This window comes from Bradyrhizobium denitrificans (assembly GCF_013179005.1).
GTDB classification, from domain to species: Bacteria; Pseudomonadota; Alphaproteobacteria; order Rhizobiales; family Xanthobacteraceae; genus Bradyrhizobium; species Bradyrhizobium denitrificans.
In genome coordinates this window covers 182,478-198,992 of record NZ_JABFDP010000008.1, presented here as the reverse complement: position 1 = coordinate 198,992, position 16,515 = coordinate 182,478, and the positions used below count along the sequence as shown (strand labels likewise).

15 protein-coding genes are annotated in these 16,515 nt (G+C 65.4%); 11 read left to right on the top strand and 4 right to left on the bottom strand.

What is annotated here, in order from left to right; all coding sequences use genetic code 11:
- Positions 1-93 precede the first annotated feature (93 nt).
- From HL671_RS10865 to HL671_RS10855, 3 genes are read right to left on the bottom strand one after another with little or no spacing between them, the layout of a single operon-like run.
- Entirely contained in the window at positions 94-1,131 is a 1,038-nt protein-coding gene (locus tag HL671_RS10865) for an ABC transporter permease (RefSeq protein WP_172236394.1), read from the bottom strand.
- Positions 1,132-1,141: 10 nt separating this feature from the next.
- Positions 1,142-2,647 carry a sugar ABC transporter ATP-binding protein gene (locus HL671_RS10860; protein WP_172236393.1) on the bottom strand — a complete coding sequence of 502 codons (1,506 nt, stop codon included), beginning with the start codon at positions 2,645-2,647 and terminating at the stop codon, positions 1,142-1,144.
- A gap of 11 nt (positions 2,648-2,658) precedes the next feature.
- On the bottom strand, positions 2,659-3,693 hold the full coding sequence (locus tag HL671_RS10855; protein WP_012044567.1) for a sugar ABC transporter substrate-binding protein: 1,035 nt from the start codon (positions 3,691-3,693) through the stop codon (positions 2,659-2,661).
- A gap of 214 nt (positions 3,694-3,907) precedes the next feature.
- On the opposite strand from HL671_RS10855, the gene HL671_RS10850 reads away from it, so the two are divergent.
- The 11 genes from HL671_RS10850 (at position 3,908) to HL671_RS10800 (ending at position 15,392) form a co-directional block, all read left to right on the top strand.
- Positions 3,908-4,753, top strand: a complete 846-nt coding sequence (locus HL671_RS10850) for a metallophosphoesterase family protein (RefSeq protein ID WP_172236392.1) — start codon at positions 3,908-3,910, stop codon at positions 4,751-4,753.
- 331 nt (positions 4,754-5,084) lie between these two features.
- A complete protein-coding gene (locus HL671_RS38945) occupies positions 5,085-5,648 on the top strand; it encodes a DUF2946 domain-containing protein (RefSeq protein WP_307768988.1) in 564 nt (187 codons plus the stop codon).
- Between the two features lie 138 nt (positions 5,649-5,786).
- Entirely contained in the window at positions 5,787-6,305 is a 519-nt protein-coding gene (locus HL671_RS10840; RefSeq protein WP_012044564.1) for a copper chaperone PCu(A)C, read from the top strand.
- A gap of 23 nt (positions 6,306-6,328) precedes the next feature.
- On the top strand, positions 6,329-7,114 hold the full coding sequence (locus HL671_RS10835) for a DJ-1/PfpI family protein (protein WP_172236391.1): 786 nt from the start codon (positions 6,329-6,331) through the stop codon (positions 7,112-7,114).
- Complete coding sequence (locus HL671_RS10830; RefSeq protein WP_172236390.1) at positions 7,111-7,554, top strand: DUF2946 family protein; 444 nt, start codon at positions 7,111-7,113, stop codon at positions 7,552-7,554. Before HL671_RS10835 ends, HL671_RS10830 begins: the two co-directional genes overlap by 4 nt.
- 95 nt (positions 7,555-7,649) lie before the next feature.
- Complete coding sequence (locus tag HL671_RS10825; protein WP_172236389.1) at positions 7,650-10,043, top strand: TonB-dependent receptor domain-containing protein; 2,394 nt, start codon at positions 7,650-7,652, stop codon at positions 10,041-10,043.
- Between the two features lie 8 nt (positions 10,044-10,051).
- A complete protein-coding gene (locus HL671_RS10820; RefSeq protein ID WP_172236388.1) occupies positions 10,052-11,278 on the top strand; it encodes a sialidase family protein in 1,227 nt (408 codons plus the stop codon).
- Complete coding sequence (locus HL671_RS10815) at positions 11,275-11,772, top strand: TlpA family protein disulfide reductase (protein ID WP_012044559.1); 498 nt, start codon at positions 11,275-11,277, stop codon at positions 11,770-11,772. Before HL671_RS10820 ends, HL671_RS10815 begins: the two co-directional genes overlap by 4 nt.
- 201 nt (positions 11,773-11,973) lie before the next feature.
- Positions 11,974-13,308 (top strand): proline--tRNA ligase, encoded by a 1,335-nt coding sequence (gene proS, locus HL671_RS10810; protein WP_012044558.1) that lies wholly within the window; start codon positions 11,974-11,976, stop codon positions 13,306-13,308.
- Between the two features lie 94 nt (positions 13,309-13,402).
- Entirely contained in the window at positions 13,403-14,683 is a 1,281-nt protein-coding gene (locus HL671_RS10805) for a lipoprotein-releasing ABC transporter permease subunit (RefSeq protein WP_172236387.1), read from the top strand.
- 7 nt (positions 14,684-14,690) lie between these two features.
- Positions 14,691-15,392 (top strand): ABC transporter ATP-binding protein, encoded by a 702-nt coding sequence (locus HL671_RS10800; RefSeq protein WP_012044556.1) that lies wholly within the window; start codon positions 14,691-14,693, stop codon positions 15,390-15,392.
- A gap of 15 nt (positions 15,393-15,407) precedes the next feature.
- Here the strand turns inward: HL671_RS10800 and HL671_RS10795 are convergent, their stop codons facing one another.
- Positions 15,408-16,487 carry an alcohol dehydrogenase catalytic domain-containing protein gene (locus HL671_RS10795; protein WP_172236386.1) on the bottom strand — a complete coding sequence of 360 codons (1,080 nt, stop codon included), beginning with the start codon at positions 16,485-16,487 and terminating at the stop codon, positions 15,408-15,410.
- Positions 16,488-16,515: the final 28 nt, after the last annotated feature.

Below are 16,515 nucleotides of genomic sequence, written 5' to 3'. Positions count from 1 at the left end.
ATCGGCAAGATGGTGGGCACGGCGCCATCGCGATCCCGCGTGTGGAGAGACTGCGGCTGCGCCTTTGCCCACCCTACGACTACCACATCCCGCTCAATCCGCTGCCTTGGCGCGCAGCCGCTGCGCGTAGACGTTGATCACCAGCGCGGCGAGCAGGATCAGGCCACGGATCAGGATCTTCAGGAAGCTGTCGATGTTGACGTGATCGAGGCCGTTGTTGAGCACGCCGAGCACGAACAGGCCGACGATGGTGTTGCCGATGCCACCGCGGCCGCCGAACAGGCTGGTGCCGCCGACGACGACGGCGGCGATCGAGTCGAGCAGATAGGTGTCGAACTCGTTCTGCTGCGCGCTGCCGAAATGCGCCACGCCCAGCATGCCGCCGATCCCCGAGCAGACCGCCGAGATCACCATCACGCTGCCGAGGATCAGCTTGACGTTCAGTCCGGAATATTCCGCCGCCTCGCGGTTGCCGCCGACCATGTAGACGTAGCGGCCGAAGCGCGTATAGGTCAGCACGAGGTGGCCGAGCAGCAGCATCAGCGCGGCGACGATCACGATCCAGGGCACGCCGGCGATCGAGCCGGAGCCGAGCGTCGTGATCAGGGGCGGCACCTTGTAGGCGATCTGGCCGCGCACCAGCATCGCCGAGATGCCGGCGGCGATCTGCATCATCGCGAGTGTCATGATGAAGGAGGGAATGCCGATCACCGTCAGGCCGAAGGCATTGACGGCGCCGAGCAGCGCGCACAAGGCCAGGGCGAGTATGATCGCGGCAAAGCCCGGCAGCGGCAGATTGGCGATGTTGACGTAGGAGTCCTGCAAGGTGAAGAAGGCCACCGCGATGCCGGTGACATTGGCGATGGCGGCGATCGAGAGATCGATCTCGGCGCACAGGATCACGAATGTCAGGCCGACCGCGATGATGCCGGTGACCGAGACCTGGGTCAGGATGTTGCCGACATTGTCGAGCGTCGCGAAGGACGGGCTGGCGATCGCGAAGAACGCGGTGAGGAAGATCAAGGTCAGGAACGGCGCGATGTTGCGCATCTGCGTGCGCAGCAGCGTGGCGAGCCCGCCTGCGCGCCGCGGCTGTGCCTCGGGCATCGGAACAGTGTCGCCATGCGCCATGACAGTCTCCCTACGCCGCCTCGAGCAGACGGTCTTTGCTGATGGTTTCGCCGGCGAATTCGCGCACGACCTCGCCGCGCTTGAGCACGATGACGCGGTCGGCCAGCGACAGCACGGTCTCCGGCTCGGTCGAGAGCACGATGACGGCAATGCCCTGGTCGCGCAGCTGCCGGACGATTCCGATCACGTCGCTCTTGGCGCCGACATCCATGCCGCGGGTCGGCTCGCACAGCACCAGCAGCCGTGGCGGATGGCTGAGCCATTTCGCCAGCGCGACCTTCTGCTGGTTGCCGCCGGAGAGCAGGCCGAGATCGATCTCGACATCGGCGGGACGAATCTGCAGTTGCTCGACCTGGCGCTTGGCGAGCGCGCGCTCGCGCGACGGCTTCAGCAACACGGCATTGATGCGATCGAGGATGCTGATTGAGACGTTCTTGTACACGGGCTCCTGCAGGAACAGCATGTCGCGCCGGCTCTCCGGCACGAAGGCGATGCCGGCGCGGCGCGCATCGGCCGTGCTCTTGAAGCGGTTGCGCTCGCCGGCCAGGCGCAGCTCGCCGGCATCGGGCGCCAGCTTGCCGAACAGGATGCGCGCCAGCTCGAGCTGGCCGCAGCCCATGAAGCCGTAGATGCCGAGCACCTCGCCGGCTTGGACGGAGAACGACACACGCTTGAGGCTGCGGGCCAGCGACAGGCCCGCGGCCTCGAGCACCACGGGCTTGCCGGCCGGCGGCGCGGGCAGGGTTATGTCGTGGGTGTAGCTGCCCTCCAGCGCATCGCGGCCCTTGCCGATCATGGCCTCGATCAGCGCTGCCTTGCTGGTGTCGGCTGCCCGCGTCTCCATGATCTTGCGGCCGTTGCGGAACACCGTGACCTCGTCGGAGATCAGCAGGATGTCTTCGATGAAATGCGAGATGAAGATGATCCCGGTGCTTTGCTCGCGCAGCTTGCGCAGGGCTGCGAACAGCCGCTCGACCTCGGGCGGCGACAGCGCCGAGGTCGGCTCGTCCAGGATGATGATGCGGGCGCCGGAGAACAGCACCCGCGCGATCTCGATCAGCTGCTGCACGCCGATCGGCAGGTCGCCGAGCCGGCTCATCGGATCGGCGTCGATGCCGAGCTTCTTCAATTGCTCGGCCGCCTCGCGCGCCATCCGGCGCCATTGGACGATGCCGAGCGCATTGGTCGGCTGGTTGCCGAGAAACACGTTCTCGGCCACGGTGAGATCAGGGGCAACACTCAGCTCCTGATGCACCATGGCGATGCCGGCGGCGCGGGCGTCGCGGGCGGAGTTGAAATGGACCTCGCGGCCGTCGAGCAGGAAACGGCCGGAGAATCCGGTGTGCACGCCGGCGATGATCTTCATCAGCGTGCTCTTGCCGGCGCCGTTCTCCCCGACGAGACCATGGATCTCGCCGGGGCGTAGCGTGAAATCGACGCCGCGCAAGGCGGTGACGCCGCCGAACGACTTGGTGATGTCCTGCAGTTCCAGGAGAGGCGGGCGGCTGTCCGACATGGGAGAAGACTTCAGATCAGGAAGTGATCCTCCATCCATTGCATGCCTGCGGCATTGGCCTTGGTCACGACGGGGCCGTCGGTGATGACATGCTTCGGAATGCCCTGGCCGCTCTTCTCGCCGGCCGTAACCGCCGCCACACCGGCCACGATCGCGCCGCCATGGATGCGGCAGGACGGGTTGCGCACGGTCGCGAACATCCGGCCGTCGCTGACGGCCTGGATGGCCGGCGGCATGGCGTCGACGCCGCCGATCAGAATGTTGGTGCGGTTGCGCGCCTTCATGATGTTGTAGGCCGCGAGCGCCATGTCGTCATTGTGGAAGAAGGCCGCGTCGATCTGCGGATATTTCGTCAGATAAGTCTCCCAGAGGCGCGCGGCCTTGGAGACGTCCCAATCCGCCGGCTGGGTGTCGAGCACCTCGATGTTCGGGAACTGCTTGATGACCGAGTTGAAGCCCTTGGCGCGGCCCTGCGCGCCGGTATGGCCGAGCGCGCCCTGCGTCATGATGATCTTGCCCTTGCCGCCCATCGCGTTCGCCAGCGCCTGGGTGACGGATGCGCCCATGAACTCGTTGTCGGGGGCGAGGAAGGAGTGGACGTTGATCTGATCCAGCGGCGCGATCAGCGTGTCCATGTCGATCACGGGGATGCCGGCGTCGATCATCTTCTGCACCGGCTGCGTCAGCGTTCCGATGCCGAACGCCTGGATCGCGACGAAGTCCCATTTCTGCGACGCCATGTTGTCGATCGCGGCGCGCTGCTTCACCGCGTCGAGCTGACCGTCGAACCAGGTCACCTCGACATTGAGCAGCTTGCCCCACCATTCCGCCGCCTGCTTGCCCTGGGCGCACCAGGTGGCCTGCAGGCCGGCATTGGAGAACGCCGCCTTGAGCGGCTTTTCGGAGCGGCCCATCTCGGCCGCGAGCGCCGGATTGATGCCGAAACCGGCGAGCAGGGCCGCCGCGGAGCCCGCGGCCGTGGCCGCCTGGAGAAGATCGCGCCTCGTCTTGACCGTTGTCTTGGACGTTTTGTCAGTGCCGGACATCCCGTGCTCCCTGTCCCATTGTTGTCTGGCGGCGTCATTGATCGCGCCGCCAAGACCTGCAGTGTTTCACAACCTTCCTGATCTCGCTACAGCCGGATGTTGTGCGGTGCGTCTGTCGTTTGTGGCGCTGCACGCGCGATGTCAGAAAACCGTGATGCGTCCATGCTACGCGGCGGCGGCACTTGATCGTTCAAGGCATCTTCGGAGCTGCGACGTGGCATCGACACGCATCGCCGTGATCGGCGACGTTCATCACGGCCGGGACACGCCGACGAAGCGGGGCTCACGCGCGCTGCCGCTGCTGGAGCAGTTTGTCGCAGAGGTCAACGGCGCTGGCTTCGATGCAGTGATCGATCTCGGAGATCGGATCTCCGACGAGGATCCGGAACGCGATCGCCTGTTGCAGAGCGATGTGGCGATGTGCTTCGCCAAGCTCGACGCGCGCCGGCATCACGTCAGTGGCAATCATGACGTCGCGATGTTCACGCTCGCCGACAATGAAGCAATTCTCGATCGGCCGTGCGGCTCGCGCGCCCTTGTCATCGGGCAGGTCAGGTGTGTGTTCTGGCAGCCCGATGTGCGGCTGACCCGCGAGCGAGGTCTGCATCTGTCTCCGGGCGATCTCGAAAGGCTGGTTCAACTGCTCGCGCAGGATGATCGTCCGACTTTGCTGGTCAGTCACGTGCCGCTGTCGGGGCATGCCCAGACCGGCAACTACTATTTCGAAGCCAATCCGGATCACGCGACCTATGCCGAGGGGGCCGCGATTCGCGCAGCCATCGCCAACGCGCCGGGTCCGGTCGTGGCGCTCGCGGGGCATGTGCATTGGAATACGCTGACGACGGTCGATGGCACGCCGCACATCACCTTGCAGTCGCTGACCGAAACCTTCATTTCCGGTGATGCGGCGGGGGCCTTTGGCGTGCTCGAGATCGACGGCGAAGACCTGCGCTGGACCGTGCATGGGCGGGAGCCGCTGTTGCTCACGCTGCCATGGCCGAAGGCAAAGTCAAAGTGGCGCGCGCCATTGCCATGCTTTGCGGCTGCAGGCGCGGCGTGAGCGAGTCTGCGCCGATCCGGCTATTCAGGCAGCGTTCATGCAGGGGAATCTAGGGTCATCCGGAAGCGGTTGACCGGCAAAAAAATAGAGCAGGGCAGCGGGCCCTGCTCGGAAATTGTGTCGACCCTTTGATATCCCGCAAGTTCAGATTTGATCTTGTTAAGCGGGGTGACGCTGCTTGTTGCGCGCCAGGGCTCCTCCCGAGACTTGGACCACCAGACTTCCGCAAGCGTTAGCCTGAGGCCCAAATTCGTAGACGATCTTTTTGCGTTTGTCATCCTTTTCGGCAACGATTGTTCAAATTTCGCGCAGCCGATGAAATGATCGGTAAGTGCTTGCAATTGGCGCGCTTTGTTTTCGACTTTTCCGCTCGTTGGTGCTGAAATACCACAATGGCAAGGCGCGATTGAGCGCCGCGGGGTTGTTCTTAGTCAACGAACGCTGGCGAAATGTGCGCAGTGTGTTCTGGGCGGCCTCGACTCGGGGCGCTCGCTCGGTCACAACGGGTCCGTTCATTTGGCAGGCTTTGATGCGGCAGCGGCTGCAAGCGTTTCTTCCGATCGTGCTGATCGCGCTGATGGTGCAGATCCTGGCGCCCATCGGGGCTGCCTGGGCGGCAGCCCTCGTCAAAGCCGACCCGCTGCGCGGCGTCGAGATCTGCCACAGCCAATCCGGTTCCCAGCCAGCGGATGACGAGTCGCGCGGCAAGCCTGGCGCCGCGTCCTGCGCGCTGTGTTGTACGGCGCAGCCGGCCACGCTGGATGGGCCGGACCTGTCGGCCCTCGATGTTCCCCGACGTGACGCGTTCGATGTCATCTGGCGGACGACCGCCTCGGACGTCGCGCCCACGCAAAGCTTTACCAACGCACAGGCCAGAGCACCGCCTGTCGTGTGAAGCGTGGCCGCGCGCTGCGGCCGCTGTCTCCCGAAATATTCGTTTTTGTTTCTGCCGTCTGCCCAGCCCGTTGGGCGGACTGACACGCGCCAAGGCACGAAGCCGGCGCATCGCGACCACGACCGAAAGGATCCTCACATGACGTTGCTCGGACGCTCTCTGTTTGCACTCGCTCTTCTGCTGGCCGGTTCTCCCGCGGCATTCGCCGCGGACGTGAAGGCTGGTGACCTCGTGATCACGCAGCCCTGGAGCCGCGCAACCCCCGGCGGAGCCAAGACCGGCGCGGGCTATCTCACCATCGAAAACAAGGGCGGCGCGCCGGACCGCCTCGTCGCTGTCTCCGGTGATGTCGCCGGCCGGATCGAAGTTCACGAGATGGCGGTGAACAATGGCGTGATGACGATGCGGCCGCTGGAGAAGGGATTGGTGATCGAGCCCGGCAAGACCGTCGCGCTGGCGCCGGGCGGCTATCATCTGATGCTGATGGAGCTGAAGAGCCCGCTGAAGCAAGGCGACAAGCTGCCGGTCACGCTGGAATTCGAGAAGGCCGGCAAGGTGGCCGTCACGCTCGAGGTGCAGGCGGTCGGCGCCAAGGGGCCGGGCGGCGAGGGCGGCAGCATGATGAAGCAGCACGACCATTCGGGCATGAAGATGTAGCGTCCGGGACGACGGGGGCATTCGTGGACCGACGCGTCTTCAACACGTCGCTTCTGGCGGGGTCACTGGCCGGCCTGCTGCTGCCGGGCGCACGGGCTGCGGAGACACCGCGACCGGCGGCCAAGCCGGTCATCGGCCTGCTCGTCTATCCCGGGATGATTCTGCTCGATCTCACCGGGCCGCTGACCGTCTTCAACATCATGCAGGCCGACATCCACCTGATCGGAGCGTCGATGGCTCCGGTCATGACGGATGTCGGAATTCCCGTGACTCCAACCCACAGCTTCGAAACCGCCGCGACCGGGCTCGATGTGCTGTTCGTCCCGGGCGGGCTGAAGGGCACCGTCGACGGCATGAACGATCCGCGCACGATCGACTTCGTCGCCAGGCGCGGCGAAACCGCGCGCTTCGTCACCAGCGTCTGCACCGGCGCGCTGCTGCTCGGTGCGGCGGGCCTGTTGAAGGGCTACAAGGCGACGTCGCATTGGTACGTGCGCGATCTGCTGCCGCTGATGGGCGCCACCGTGATCGCGGATCGCGTGGTGTCGGACCGCAACCGCATCACGGCCGGTGGCGTCACCGCGGGTATCGATTTCGGCCTGGCGTTGGCCGCGCAGCTCACCGACGAAGACACCGCGCGGCGCATCCAGCTGCTGATCGAATATGACCCGCAGCCGCCCTTCGCGGCCGGATCGCCGGAGCGTGTCGGGCCGGAAGCCACCCAGGCGGTGCTGACCCAGCGCGGGCCGCTGATCCGCTTGGCCGAGCAGGCGGCGCGCGCCGCCGGCGCCAGGATCGGCGTGCCATGAGCTCAGCCCGCGCGGTCTCCATTGCGTTGCGCAAGCGCCGTCGCCGGGCTCACGGCGACGCGCGGCGCGGTTGGATCGCGCGGGTTCTGCCGCTTGCGATGCTGGCACTGATCATCCAGCTGCTGGCGCCGGTGGCGTCGTCGGCGATGGCGGCGGCCGCCATGGCCGCGGTCGATCCGCTTGCCGGCGCCGTGATCTGCCACGCCGAGCCGGATGCTCCGCCGTCGAGCCGCGATACCGACCGCACGGCCTGCGGCCTGGATTGCGTGATGTGCTGCGTGCTTCACGCCGCGGCCGTTCTCGACGCGCCGCCTGCGCCGACCTGCGCGGCTCCGCAGCGCGGATGCGTGCGGATCGCATGGCGCGGGCGCGAGCTCGGCCTGATTCATCTCCTCGCCCGGTCGCAAACCCAGCCGCGAGCGCCTCCTTTCCCCGTCTGACCGCGATTGTCGTCGCCGGCGCGGCAGTGGCTCGCGCGGCTTTGCATCTGATCAGGAAGACCGGCCGAAGCTGCCGGCATTGGGGAAAGTCAATCATGTTTCGTCGTCATGCCCTCGGTGGCGTGAGCGTCATCGCCATCGCGTGGCTGCAGCCGGCCACGATCGCACACGCTCAGACCGAGAGAGAATTGCCGTCCGTCACCGTCGACGCGCCGCGTGCCGCGACGCCACGGGCCACGCGCAAGCCGGCCGCACAGCCCAACGCGGCCAGCGCCCGCGCGCCGAAGCCGACCGCCGCGTCCGCCACCAACATCTCCGCCCAGGGACAGGCGGCATCAGGCCGGGTCGCCGGAGCGACTGACGCCCGTGATCAGCTCGGCCAGGCACCCGCCGGCCAGACCGCGACCACGATCGACCGCAGCCGTTATGACGACCGGCCGGCCTTCACCGTCGGCGACATCCTGCGCGAGAGTCCGGGCGTGTCGCTGAAGCAGGGCAACGGGCCGCGCGATCTCGGCATCTCGATCCGCGGCTCCAATGCTCGCAACAGCTTCGCCATCCGCAACATCGTGCTGTTCGAGGACGGCTTTCCGGTCACTCAGCCGGACGGATTGTCGCGCAGCGACCTGATCGATCCCCATGCCTATGGCGCGGTCGACGTCATCAGAGGACCGTCCTCCGCGCTCTACGGCAATTACGCGACCGGCGGCGCGATCAATTTCCGCACCCGTCCGGGCGGCACGATCGACGGCGCCGAGATCGGCAGCGAGGGCGGCAGCTTCGGCTATCTCAGCAACTACATGGCTTTCGGCAAGAAGGTCGGCAATTTCGAGGGCTCGCTGTTCACGAGCGACGTGCGCGGCGACGGCTATCTCGGCAACAGCTGGTTCAACACCCAGACTGTGAACTTTCTGGGCACGCTGAAGGTGACGCCGGATGACCGCTTCACGGTCAAGATCATCAATAACGATCTGACGACGCGGTTGCCGCTGCGCTACACGCTGAGCCAGTACAATCAGAACCCGTATCAGCAGGGCTGCACCACCGGGAGCTTCCGGGCAGCCGGCTGCGCGACCGTCGCGCTCAACAACAACGGCTTCAATACGCTCGGTGGTGTCGACACGGAGACCGCGCTGCAGGCCGGGCTCGGCCGCAACGACCGCCGTACCATCGTCGGCGGCCGCTGGGAGCATGATTTCGACAATAACACGACCTGGCGCAACCAGTTTGTGTTCGACGACCGCAACATCAGCCAGCCGACGGGCTCGACCAGCGCGATCGGCGACTATCCGTCCTACAATTACATGAGCGACATCACCCGGCGCGGTGAAATCTTAGGCCTGGAATCGACCACCTTCTTCGGCGCCTTCTACAACACGCTGACCGCGTCGGGGGATACGCGCTTCGTCGTGCCCGGCGGCAACGGTGCGCTGGGCCGGCTGTCCGCCAACACCTGGAGCGAGACGACGAATTATGGCCTGCGGGCGCGCGAGGAGCTCAAGCTGACGGCGGCTCTGACCGCGGTGGCCGGGCTCGGATGGGAGCGCACGCATCTGCGTGGCGTAAACACGGCGTATAGCTACAAGGACGCGGTCGGCACTGCGACCACCGCGATCACCAGCGCAGACCGACAGTTCGACAATCTCGCTCCCGAGCTGGCGCTGCTCTACAGGGTGAACAGCGACTGGCTGCTGCGGGCCCGTCTCGCCAGCGGCTATGGCACGCCGCAGGTCTCGAACCTGTTCGTGTTGCCGACCGGAGACAACGGTAACAACACCCAGCTGCAGTCGCAGACCAACCTGGGCTACGATGTGGGCTTCGACTGGACGCCGAACCGGGCGGTGACGTTGAGCGCGACGGGCTTCTACGAGTTCTTCCGCAACGAGCTCGTCACACAGGCCGTCACAGGTACGCAAAACACGTCCTACACCTTCAACGCCCCGCGTTCGGAGCATCGTGGCGTCGAACTGGCGGCTGACTGGAGGTTCCTGCCAGGTTGGCGGTTCACCGCTGCCTACACCTACCTCGATCAGGTCTACACCGAATATACTGAGAACCTTGTGGGTGCCTCGAAGCTGTTCAGCTTCAATCGTGCCGGCAACAAGATCCCCGGAATATCGCCCAACGAGCTGACGGCGCGGCTCGGCTACGATCACGATAGCGGGAGATTCGCCGGGCTCGGTGCTTTCGTCGAGGTCCAATGGAAGGATTCCTTCTACATGGACAACGCGAATTTGCTCAAGGCGCCGGGCTATGAGCTGGTCAATCTGAATGTCCACTACAAGACCGAGCTCGCCTCAGACACGTTCAAGTCGATGAACGTCTTCTTCGAGGTCCGTAATCTGTTCGATCGCACCTACATCGCCTCGGCGAACAATCTGCAGAACACGGTGGCGGGGACCGGCGTGCAGGGGCTGGCGGGCACCGGAACAATCTATGCCGGCTCCCCGCGCGCGTTCCTGGCCGGCATGAAGGTGGCATTCCGATGAGGAGCGGCATGACAAGCAAAGCACGGCTCAGGAGCGGTCTGCTCGGACTGGCGATCGCCGTTTTCGCTCCGCTGACTGGTCACGCCCAGATGGCGCATCAGCACGGCTCGGATGCGGCATGCGAGGGCACCGAGCTCCGCTGCGCCACCAAGGTCACGCCGTTCTTTGCGCAGGACGGTAAGCTCTGGCTGGCTTGGATGGCCGGTGGACGGGTCTCGGTGGCGAGCTCGACCGACGCCGGCAAGACATATTCGGCATCCGTGCCGGTCAATGAGCAGCCGCTCAACCTCGACTGGGGGCCAGACGCCCGGCCCAAGCTGGTGGTCGACGGCAAAGGCGGCATCGCGGTGGCGTTCTCGATCTTCCGCGACCAGGCCTTCAACGGGCAGGTGCTCACCACCCGATCAGACGATGGCGGCAAGAGTTTCGCGCCGCCGCGCCCGCTCACGGCGAACAATGAGAGCCAGCGCTTCGAGGCGCTGGCGCTCGACCAGGACGGTACGGTGTTTGTGGCGTGGCTTGACAAGCGCAACCGCGCTCCGGCGAAGGCGGCTGGGCGCTCCTATGACGGGGCCGGCTTGTTCTTCGCGTCGTCGCGCGATGGCGGCGCAACCTACGCCGAGGCGACGCTGGCCCAGGACAACACCTGCGAATGCTGCAGGCTCGGCGTGGCGTTCGCCGGGCCAGGACGCCCGGTGGTGATGTTCCGCAACATCTTCGATGGCGGTGTGCGCGACCATGCCGTGATCACGTTCAGCGATCTCGCAACGCCCGGCGAGCTGCATCGGGTGAGCACCGACGATTGGCAGATCAAAGCCTGCCCGCACCAGGGGCCCAGCCTGACCGTGGCGCCGGGCGGCACTTACCATGTCGCCTGGTTCACCAGCGGCAAGGTCCGCAAGGGGCTGTTCTATGCGCATTCGCGCGACGGCGGACGAACCTTCTCCGAGCCCCTGGCGATCGGGCAGGCCGACCGCAATCCGACGCGGCCTTATCTGCTGGCGACGCCCGAGGCCACGACGCTGGTGTGGAAGGAGTTCGATGGCGAGCGGACCATCGTCATGGTCATGCAATCCAGGGACGATGGCGAGACCTGGTCGAAGCCGCGGGCGGTCGCCAGCACGGACAATGCGTCCGACCATCCATTGCTGGTCGCTCATGGCGGCAAGGTGTTCTTGTCGTGGATGACCAAGGCGGACGGCTATCGGCTGCAGGCGATCGGAGACGAGTCATGAAGCGGGCAGTGTTGGGTCTTGTCATCGGCGGCATGGTCGCCTGCGCCGCGTCGAGCGCCGCGGCTCCGCCAGCGCTGAAGCCGTTCGAGCGCGGCAGCTGGCGCGAGGTGCTGCGCGCCCATGCGGGGCGGCCGACCCTGATCCATTTCTGGGGCGTGACGTGCGGTCCCTGCAAGATCGAACTGCCGCAACTCGGCAAGTTCATGGCCGAACATCCCGACATCGACGTCGTTACGGTCAGCGCCGACCTCGTGCCCAACCTGAACGCCGCGACCCAGAGCATGCTGGACAAAGCGGGCCTCGCCGCCGCCGAAAACTTCATCTTCAACGACGGCTATGTCGAGCGTCTCAGGTTCGAGGTCGATCCCAGCTGGCAAGGTGACATTCCCCGTACCATGCTGGTCACCCGCGACGGCGCGATCTCGACCATCGAGGGCAGCGCCGAGATCAGCGATCTCGACAAATGGTCGTCGGAACAGGGGCGGCCGCAATAGGCGGTCCGGGGCGCGCCGGCGGCCACCGTTGCGGCCGTCGCCACCGGCGCTTGCGGCGCGTTCATCTGCCGCTTCAGCCAAACCGGTAAAATGATTGGGAATCCGGCGGCTTAGCCGCTTTTTCTCAATCCCAGTCTTGTGTTTTGCCGCCTGATCCGGTTTGACTGCGCCAGCCCGAACCGAATCTCGAAGGCCTCGCCCATGCGTTTGTCGCGGTTTTTCCTGCCCATTCTGAAAGAAAATCCGAAGGAGGCGGAGATCGTCTCGCATCGGCTGATGCTGCGCGCGGGGATGCTGCGGCAGGAGGCCGCCGGCATCTATGCCTGGCTGCCGCTTGGCTTCAAGGTACTGAAGAAGATCGAGCAGATCGTGCGCGAGGAGCAGAACCGCGCCGGGGCGCTGGAGCTGTTGATGCCGACCCTGCAGCTCGCCGATCTCTGGCGCGAGAGCGGCCGCTACGATGCCTATGGTCCGGAGATGCTGCGCATCAGCGATCGCCACAAGCGCGAGTTGCTGTACGGGCCGACCAACGAGGAAATGATCACGGACATCTTCCGTGCCTATGTGAAGTCCTACCGTAACCTGCCGCTCAATCTCTATCATATCCAATGGAAATTCCGCGACGAGCAGCGTCCGCGCTTCGGCGTGATGCGTGGCCGCGAATTCCTGATGAAGGACGCCTATTCGTTCGACCTCGACGAGGCCGGCGCGCGGCGCGCCTATAACAAGATGTTCGTGGCCTATCTGCGTACTTTCGCGCGGATGGGCCTCAAGGGCATTCCGATGCGCGCCGAGACCGGTCCGATCGGCGGCGATCTCAGCCATGAATTCATCGTGCTCGCCGAGACCGGCGAGTCCGGCGTGTATTGCGACCGCGACGTGCTCGACCTGCCGATCCCGCCGGCGTCCGTCGACTATGACGGCGACCTGACGCCGATCATCAAGCAATGGACCTCGCTCTACGCCGCGACCGAGGACGTCCATGATGGGGCCCGCTTCGAGGCCGAAGTGCCAGAGGAGCGGCGCCTCCACACCCGCGGCATCGAAGTTGGCCAGATCTTCTATTTCGGCACCAAATATTCCGAGCCGATGAAGGCGCTGGTGGCGGGCCCCGACGGAGCGGAGGTCACCATCCATGGTGGCTCCTACGGCGTCGGCGTGTCGCGGCTCGCCGGTGCCATCATCGAGGCCTGTCATGATGATGCCGGCATCAAATGGCCAGAGGAGGTGGCACCGTTCCGGGCTGTGATCCTCAATCTGAAGCAGGGCGGCTCCGATACCGACGCCGCCTGTGAGCAGCTTTATCGTGATCTCCTCGCCAAGGGCGTCGACGTGCTCTATGACGACACCGAGCAGCGCGCCGGCGGCAAATTCGCCACGGCCGATCTGATCGGCATTCCCTGGCAGATCATGGTCGGACCCAAGAGCCTTGCCGAAGGCAAGGTCGAGGTGAAGACCCGCAGCGATGGCGCGCGGCAAATGATGTCGCCGGCCGATGTCGTGGCGAGGCTTGGCGGCGGAACCGTCGCCGGCTGAGCCATTCGTTCGGTCGTCGGATTATCCACCGGGCCGCTCGGCTCCTCCTGGCCAATCCGGCCACAATCGGCCCGAATCATGGGATGATCGCGCGATGGATGAAACCATGACCGAACCCCAGCAGACCGTGCCCTTCGCCCCCTTCGAGTGGATGCTGTCGGGGCGCTATCTGCGTGCGCGGCGTCGGGAAGGGTTCATCTCCGTCATTGCCGGCTTCTCCTTCCTCGGCATCATGCTCGGCGTCGCGACCTTGATCATCGTGATGGCGGTCATGAATGGCTTCCGAAAGGAGCTGCTCGACAAGATCCTCGGTCTCAACGGACACCTGCTCGTGCAGCCGCTGGAGTCGCCACTGACCGACTGGAAGGATGTCTCCGAGCGGATCTCGCAGGTGCAGGGCATCCGCCTTGCGGCGCCCGTGGTCGACGGCCAGGGTCTCGGCTCGTCGCCCTTCAACGCATCGGGCGTGTTCATCCGCGGCATCCGCTCGCAGGATCTCGTCAACCTGACGTCGATCGCCAAGAACATCAAGCAGGGCACGCTCGAAGGCTTCGACGAGAGCCAGGGCGTCGCGATCGGCCGCCGGCTGGCCGACCTGTTGTCGCTGCATGCGGGCGACAGCATCACCCTGGTGGCGCCGAAGGGCGCCGTGACGCCGATGGGCACGACGCCGCGCATCAAGCCCTATAAGGTCGCGGCGGTGTTCGAGATCGGCATGTCGGAATATGATTCGAGCTTCGTGTTCATGCCGTTGTCGGAAGCGCAGGCCTATTTCAACCGCAACAACGACGTCACCGCGATCGAGATCTTCACCAGCAATCCGGACAAGGTGGAGCAGTTTCGCAAGACGGTGACCGAGGCGGCGGGCCGTCCGGTGTTCCTGGTCGACTGGCGCCAGCGCAATTCGACCTTCTTCAACGCGCTCCAGGTCGAGCGCAACGTGATGTTCCTGATCCTGACGCTGATCGTGCTGGTCGCCGCGCTCAACATTGTCTCGGGCCTGATCATGCTGGTGAAGGACAAGGGCCAGGATATCGCCGTGCTCAGGACGATGGGGGCGTCGCAGGGCGCGATCATGCGGATTTTCCTGATCACCGGCGCCTCGATCGGCGTGGTCGGGACCCTCACCGGCTTCATCGTTGGTCTCCTGATCTGCATGAACATCGAGACCATCCGGTTGTTTCTGTCATGGTTGACCAACACGGATTTGTTCGATCCGACCCTGTACTTCCTGTCGAAGCTGCCGGCTGAGATCGATGCCGGCGAGACGAGCGCGGTGGTCATCATGGCTCTGACTTTGTCTTTTCTGGCCACGCTCTACCCATCCTGGCGCGCCGCCCGCTTAGACCCGGTCGAAGCGCTTCGCTACGAGTGAGGCGCTGATGGACGAGCAGGGGGCGGAGGATGTACCTGTTGTTTATCTCCATGAGATCAAGCGACAGTACATGCAGGGCGAGCGGCAGCTGACCATTCTGGACGGCGCCAAGCTCGCTTTATGGGCTGGGCAGTCGGTCGCGCTGGTGGCCCCGTCAGGGTCGGGCAAATCGACGCTGCTGCATATCGCGGGACTGCTCGAAAGCCCCGACGAGGGCGAGGTGTATGTCGCGGGAGTGCCGACCTCGCAGCTCACCGATATCGAGCGCACCCAGATGCGCCGCACCGACATCGGTTTCGTCTACCAGTCGCACCGGCTGTTGCCGGAGTTCACGGCGCTGGAGAATGTGATGCTGCCGCAGATGATCCGCGGCCTGAAGCGCTCCGAGACGGTGAAGCGGGCGACCGAGATCCTGGCCTATCTGGGCCTCGGCGAGCGCATCAAGCACCGTCCGGCCGAACTGTCCGGCGGCGAGCAGCAGCGCGTCGCGATCGCGCGCGCGGTCGCCAACGCCCCGCGCGCGCTGCTGGCCGACGAGCCGACGGGCAATCTCGACCCCGGCACGGCCGATCACGTCTTCCACGCCTTGATGCAGCTCGTGAAGGCGACCCGCGTCGCCATGCTGATCGCGACCCACAACATGGAGCTGGCCGGCCGCATGGACCGGCGCGTCTCCATCGTCGGCGGCAAGGTGGTCGAGCTCGACTGAACGGCTCGGCCGGGCTCAAGGCCTGATGACGGTCATCTTGAACGGTTCGCGATGGGCGGCGGCATGGGCGACCGCCTCGTTGGCGTGATCGAGATCGAAACAGGTCGGTTCGAACTGAGCGAGATCGAGCAGGCCGGCCCGGATCAATGCCACCATCCTGACCGTCGCGCTTGGCGGATACATCCAGACGCCGTGGATGGTGACGCAATTGCGCATGATCCAGGGGTAGGGCAGTTCGAGCGCGGCGCCGCCGAGCATCCCGACGCCGCCCATCAGGACGACGCGGCCGTAAGGACGCACGGTCATCACCGCGGAGCGCACCACCGTCGTCGTGACCGACGGCGGCATGATGTCGAGCACGCAGTCGATCGGGCCGGGTGCGGCGCGCATCATGCGCTCGGTGTCCTCGTTCTCGTCGCCTGACAGTCTGACGGGACGGACGCGTGGCCCGAACCTGCGCTGCAGTTCGGCCAGCATGGTCTCGTTGCGGCCGGGTGCCACGACCGCTGCGGCTCCCATGGCAAGCGCCACCGCGACCGCGGCACTGCCGAACCTGCCGGTCGCGCCGCTGATCAGCACGGTCTCTCCGGCTTGCAGATTGGCCGCAAGAAAGCCGCCATAGGGGACGAGCAGGGTGCCGAGCGCGCACCAATGCGCGGCCTCCTGCGCGTCGATGCGGCCGATCGGCTTGGCGTTCTCCGTCGGCAGCCGCATGCGCTCGGCGAAAGAGCCGTGACGAAAATGCTGTTGCAGCTTCAGCCCGCCCGGGCCGCGCGCGCTCAAGCCCTGCAGCGTGATGTCGGGCGCGAGATCCGCATCGCGCGAGCGGACCGTCGGGTCGCAGAACACCCAGTCGCCGATCGCAAGATGTGTCGCATCGGGGCCGAGTGCACGGACCCGGCCGATACCGCCGGTCCCTGGAACGACCGGCAGCTCCAGCAGGTACTGCCGTTCGCCGCTGAACACCTCATTCGCATAGGACAGAACGCCCGCCGCGACGATGTCGACGATGACCTCGCCGGTGCCGAGCACGGGGGCCTCGACCTGCTCGATATCGAGCGGCACTCCAAAGCGTTTCAGCACGGCTGCTTTCATGACCCTTCTCCATTCCCGATGGCGGTGG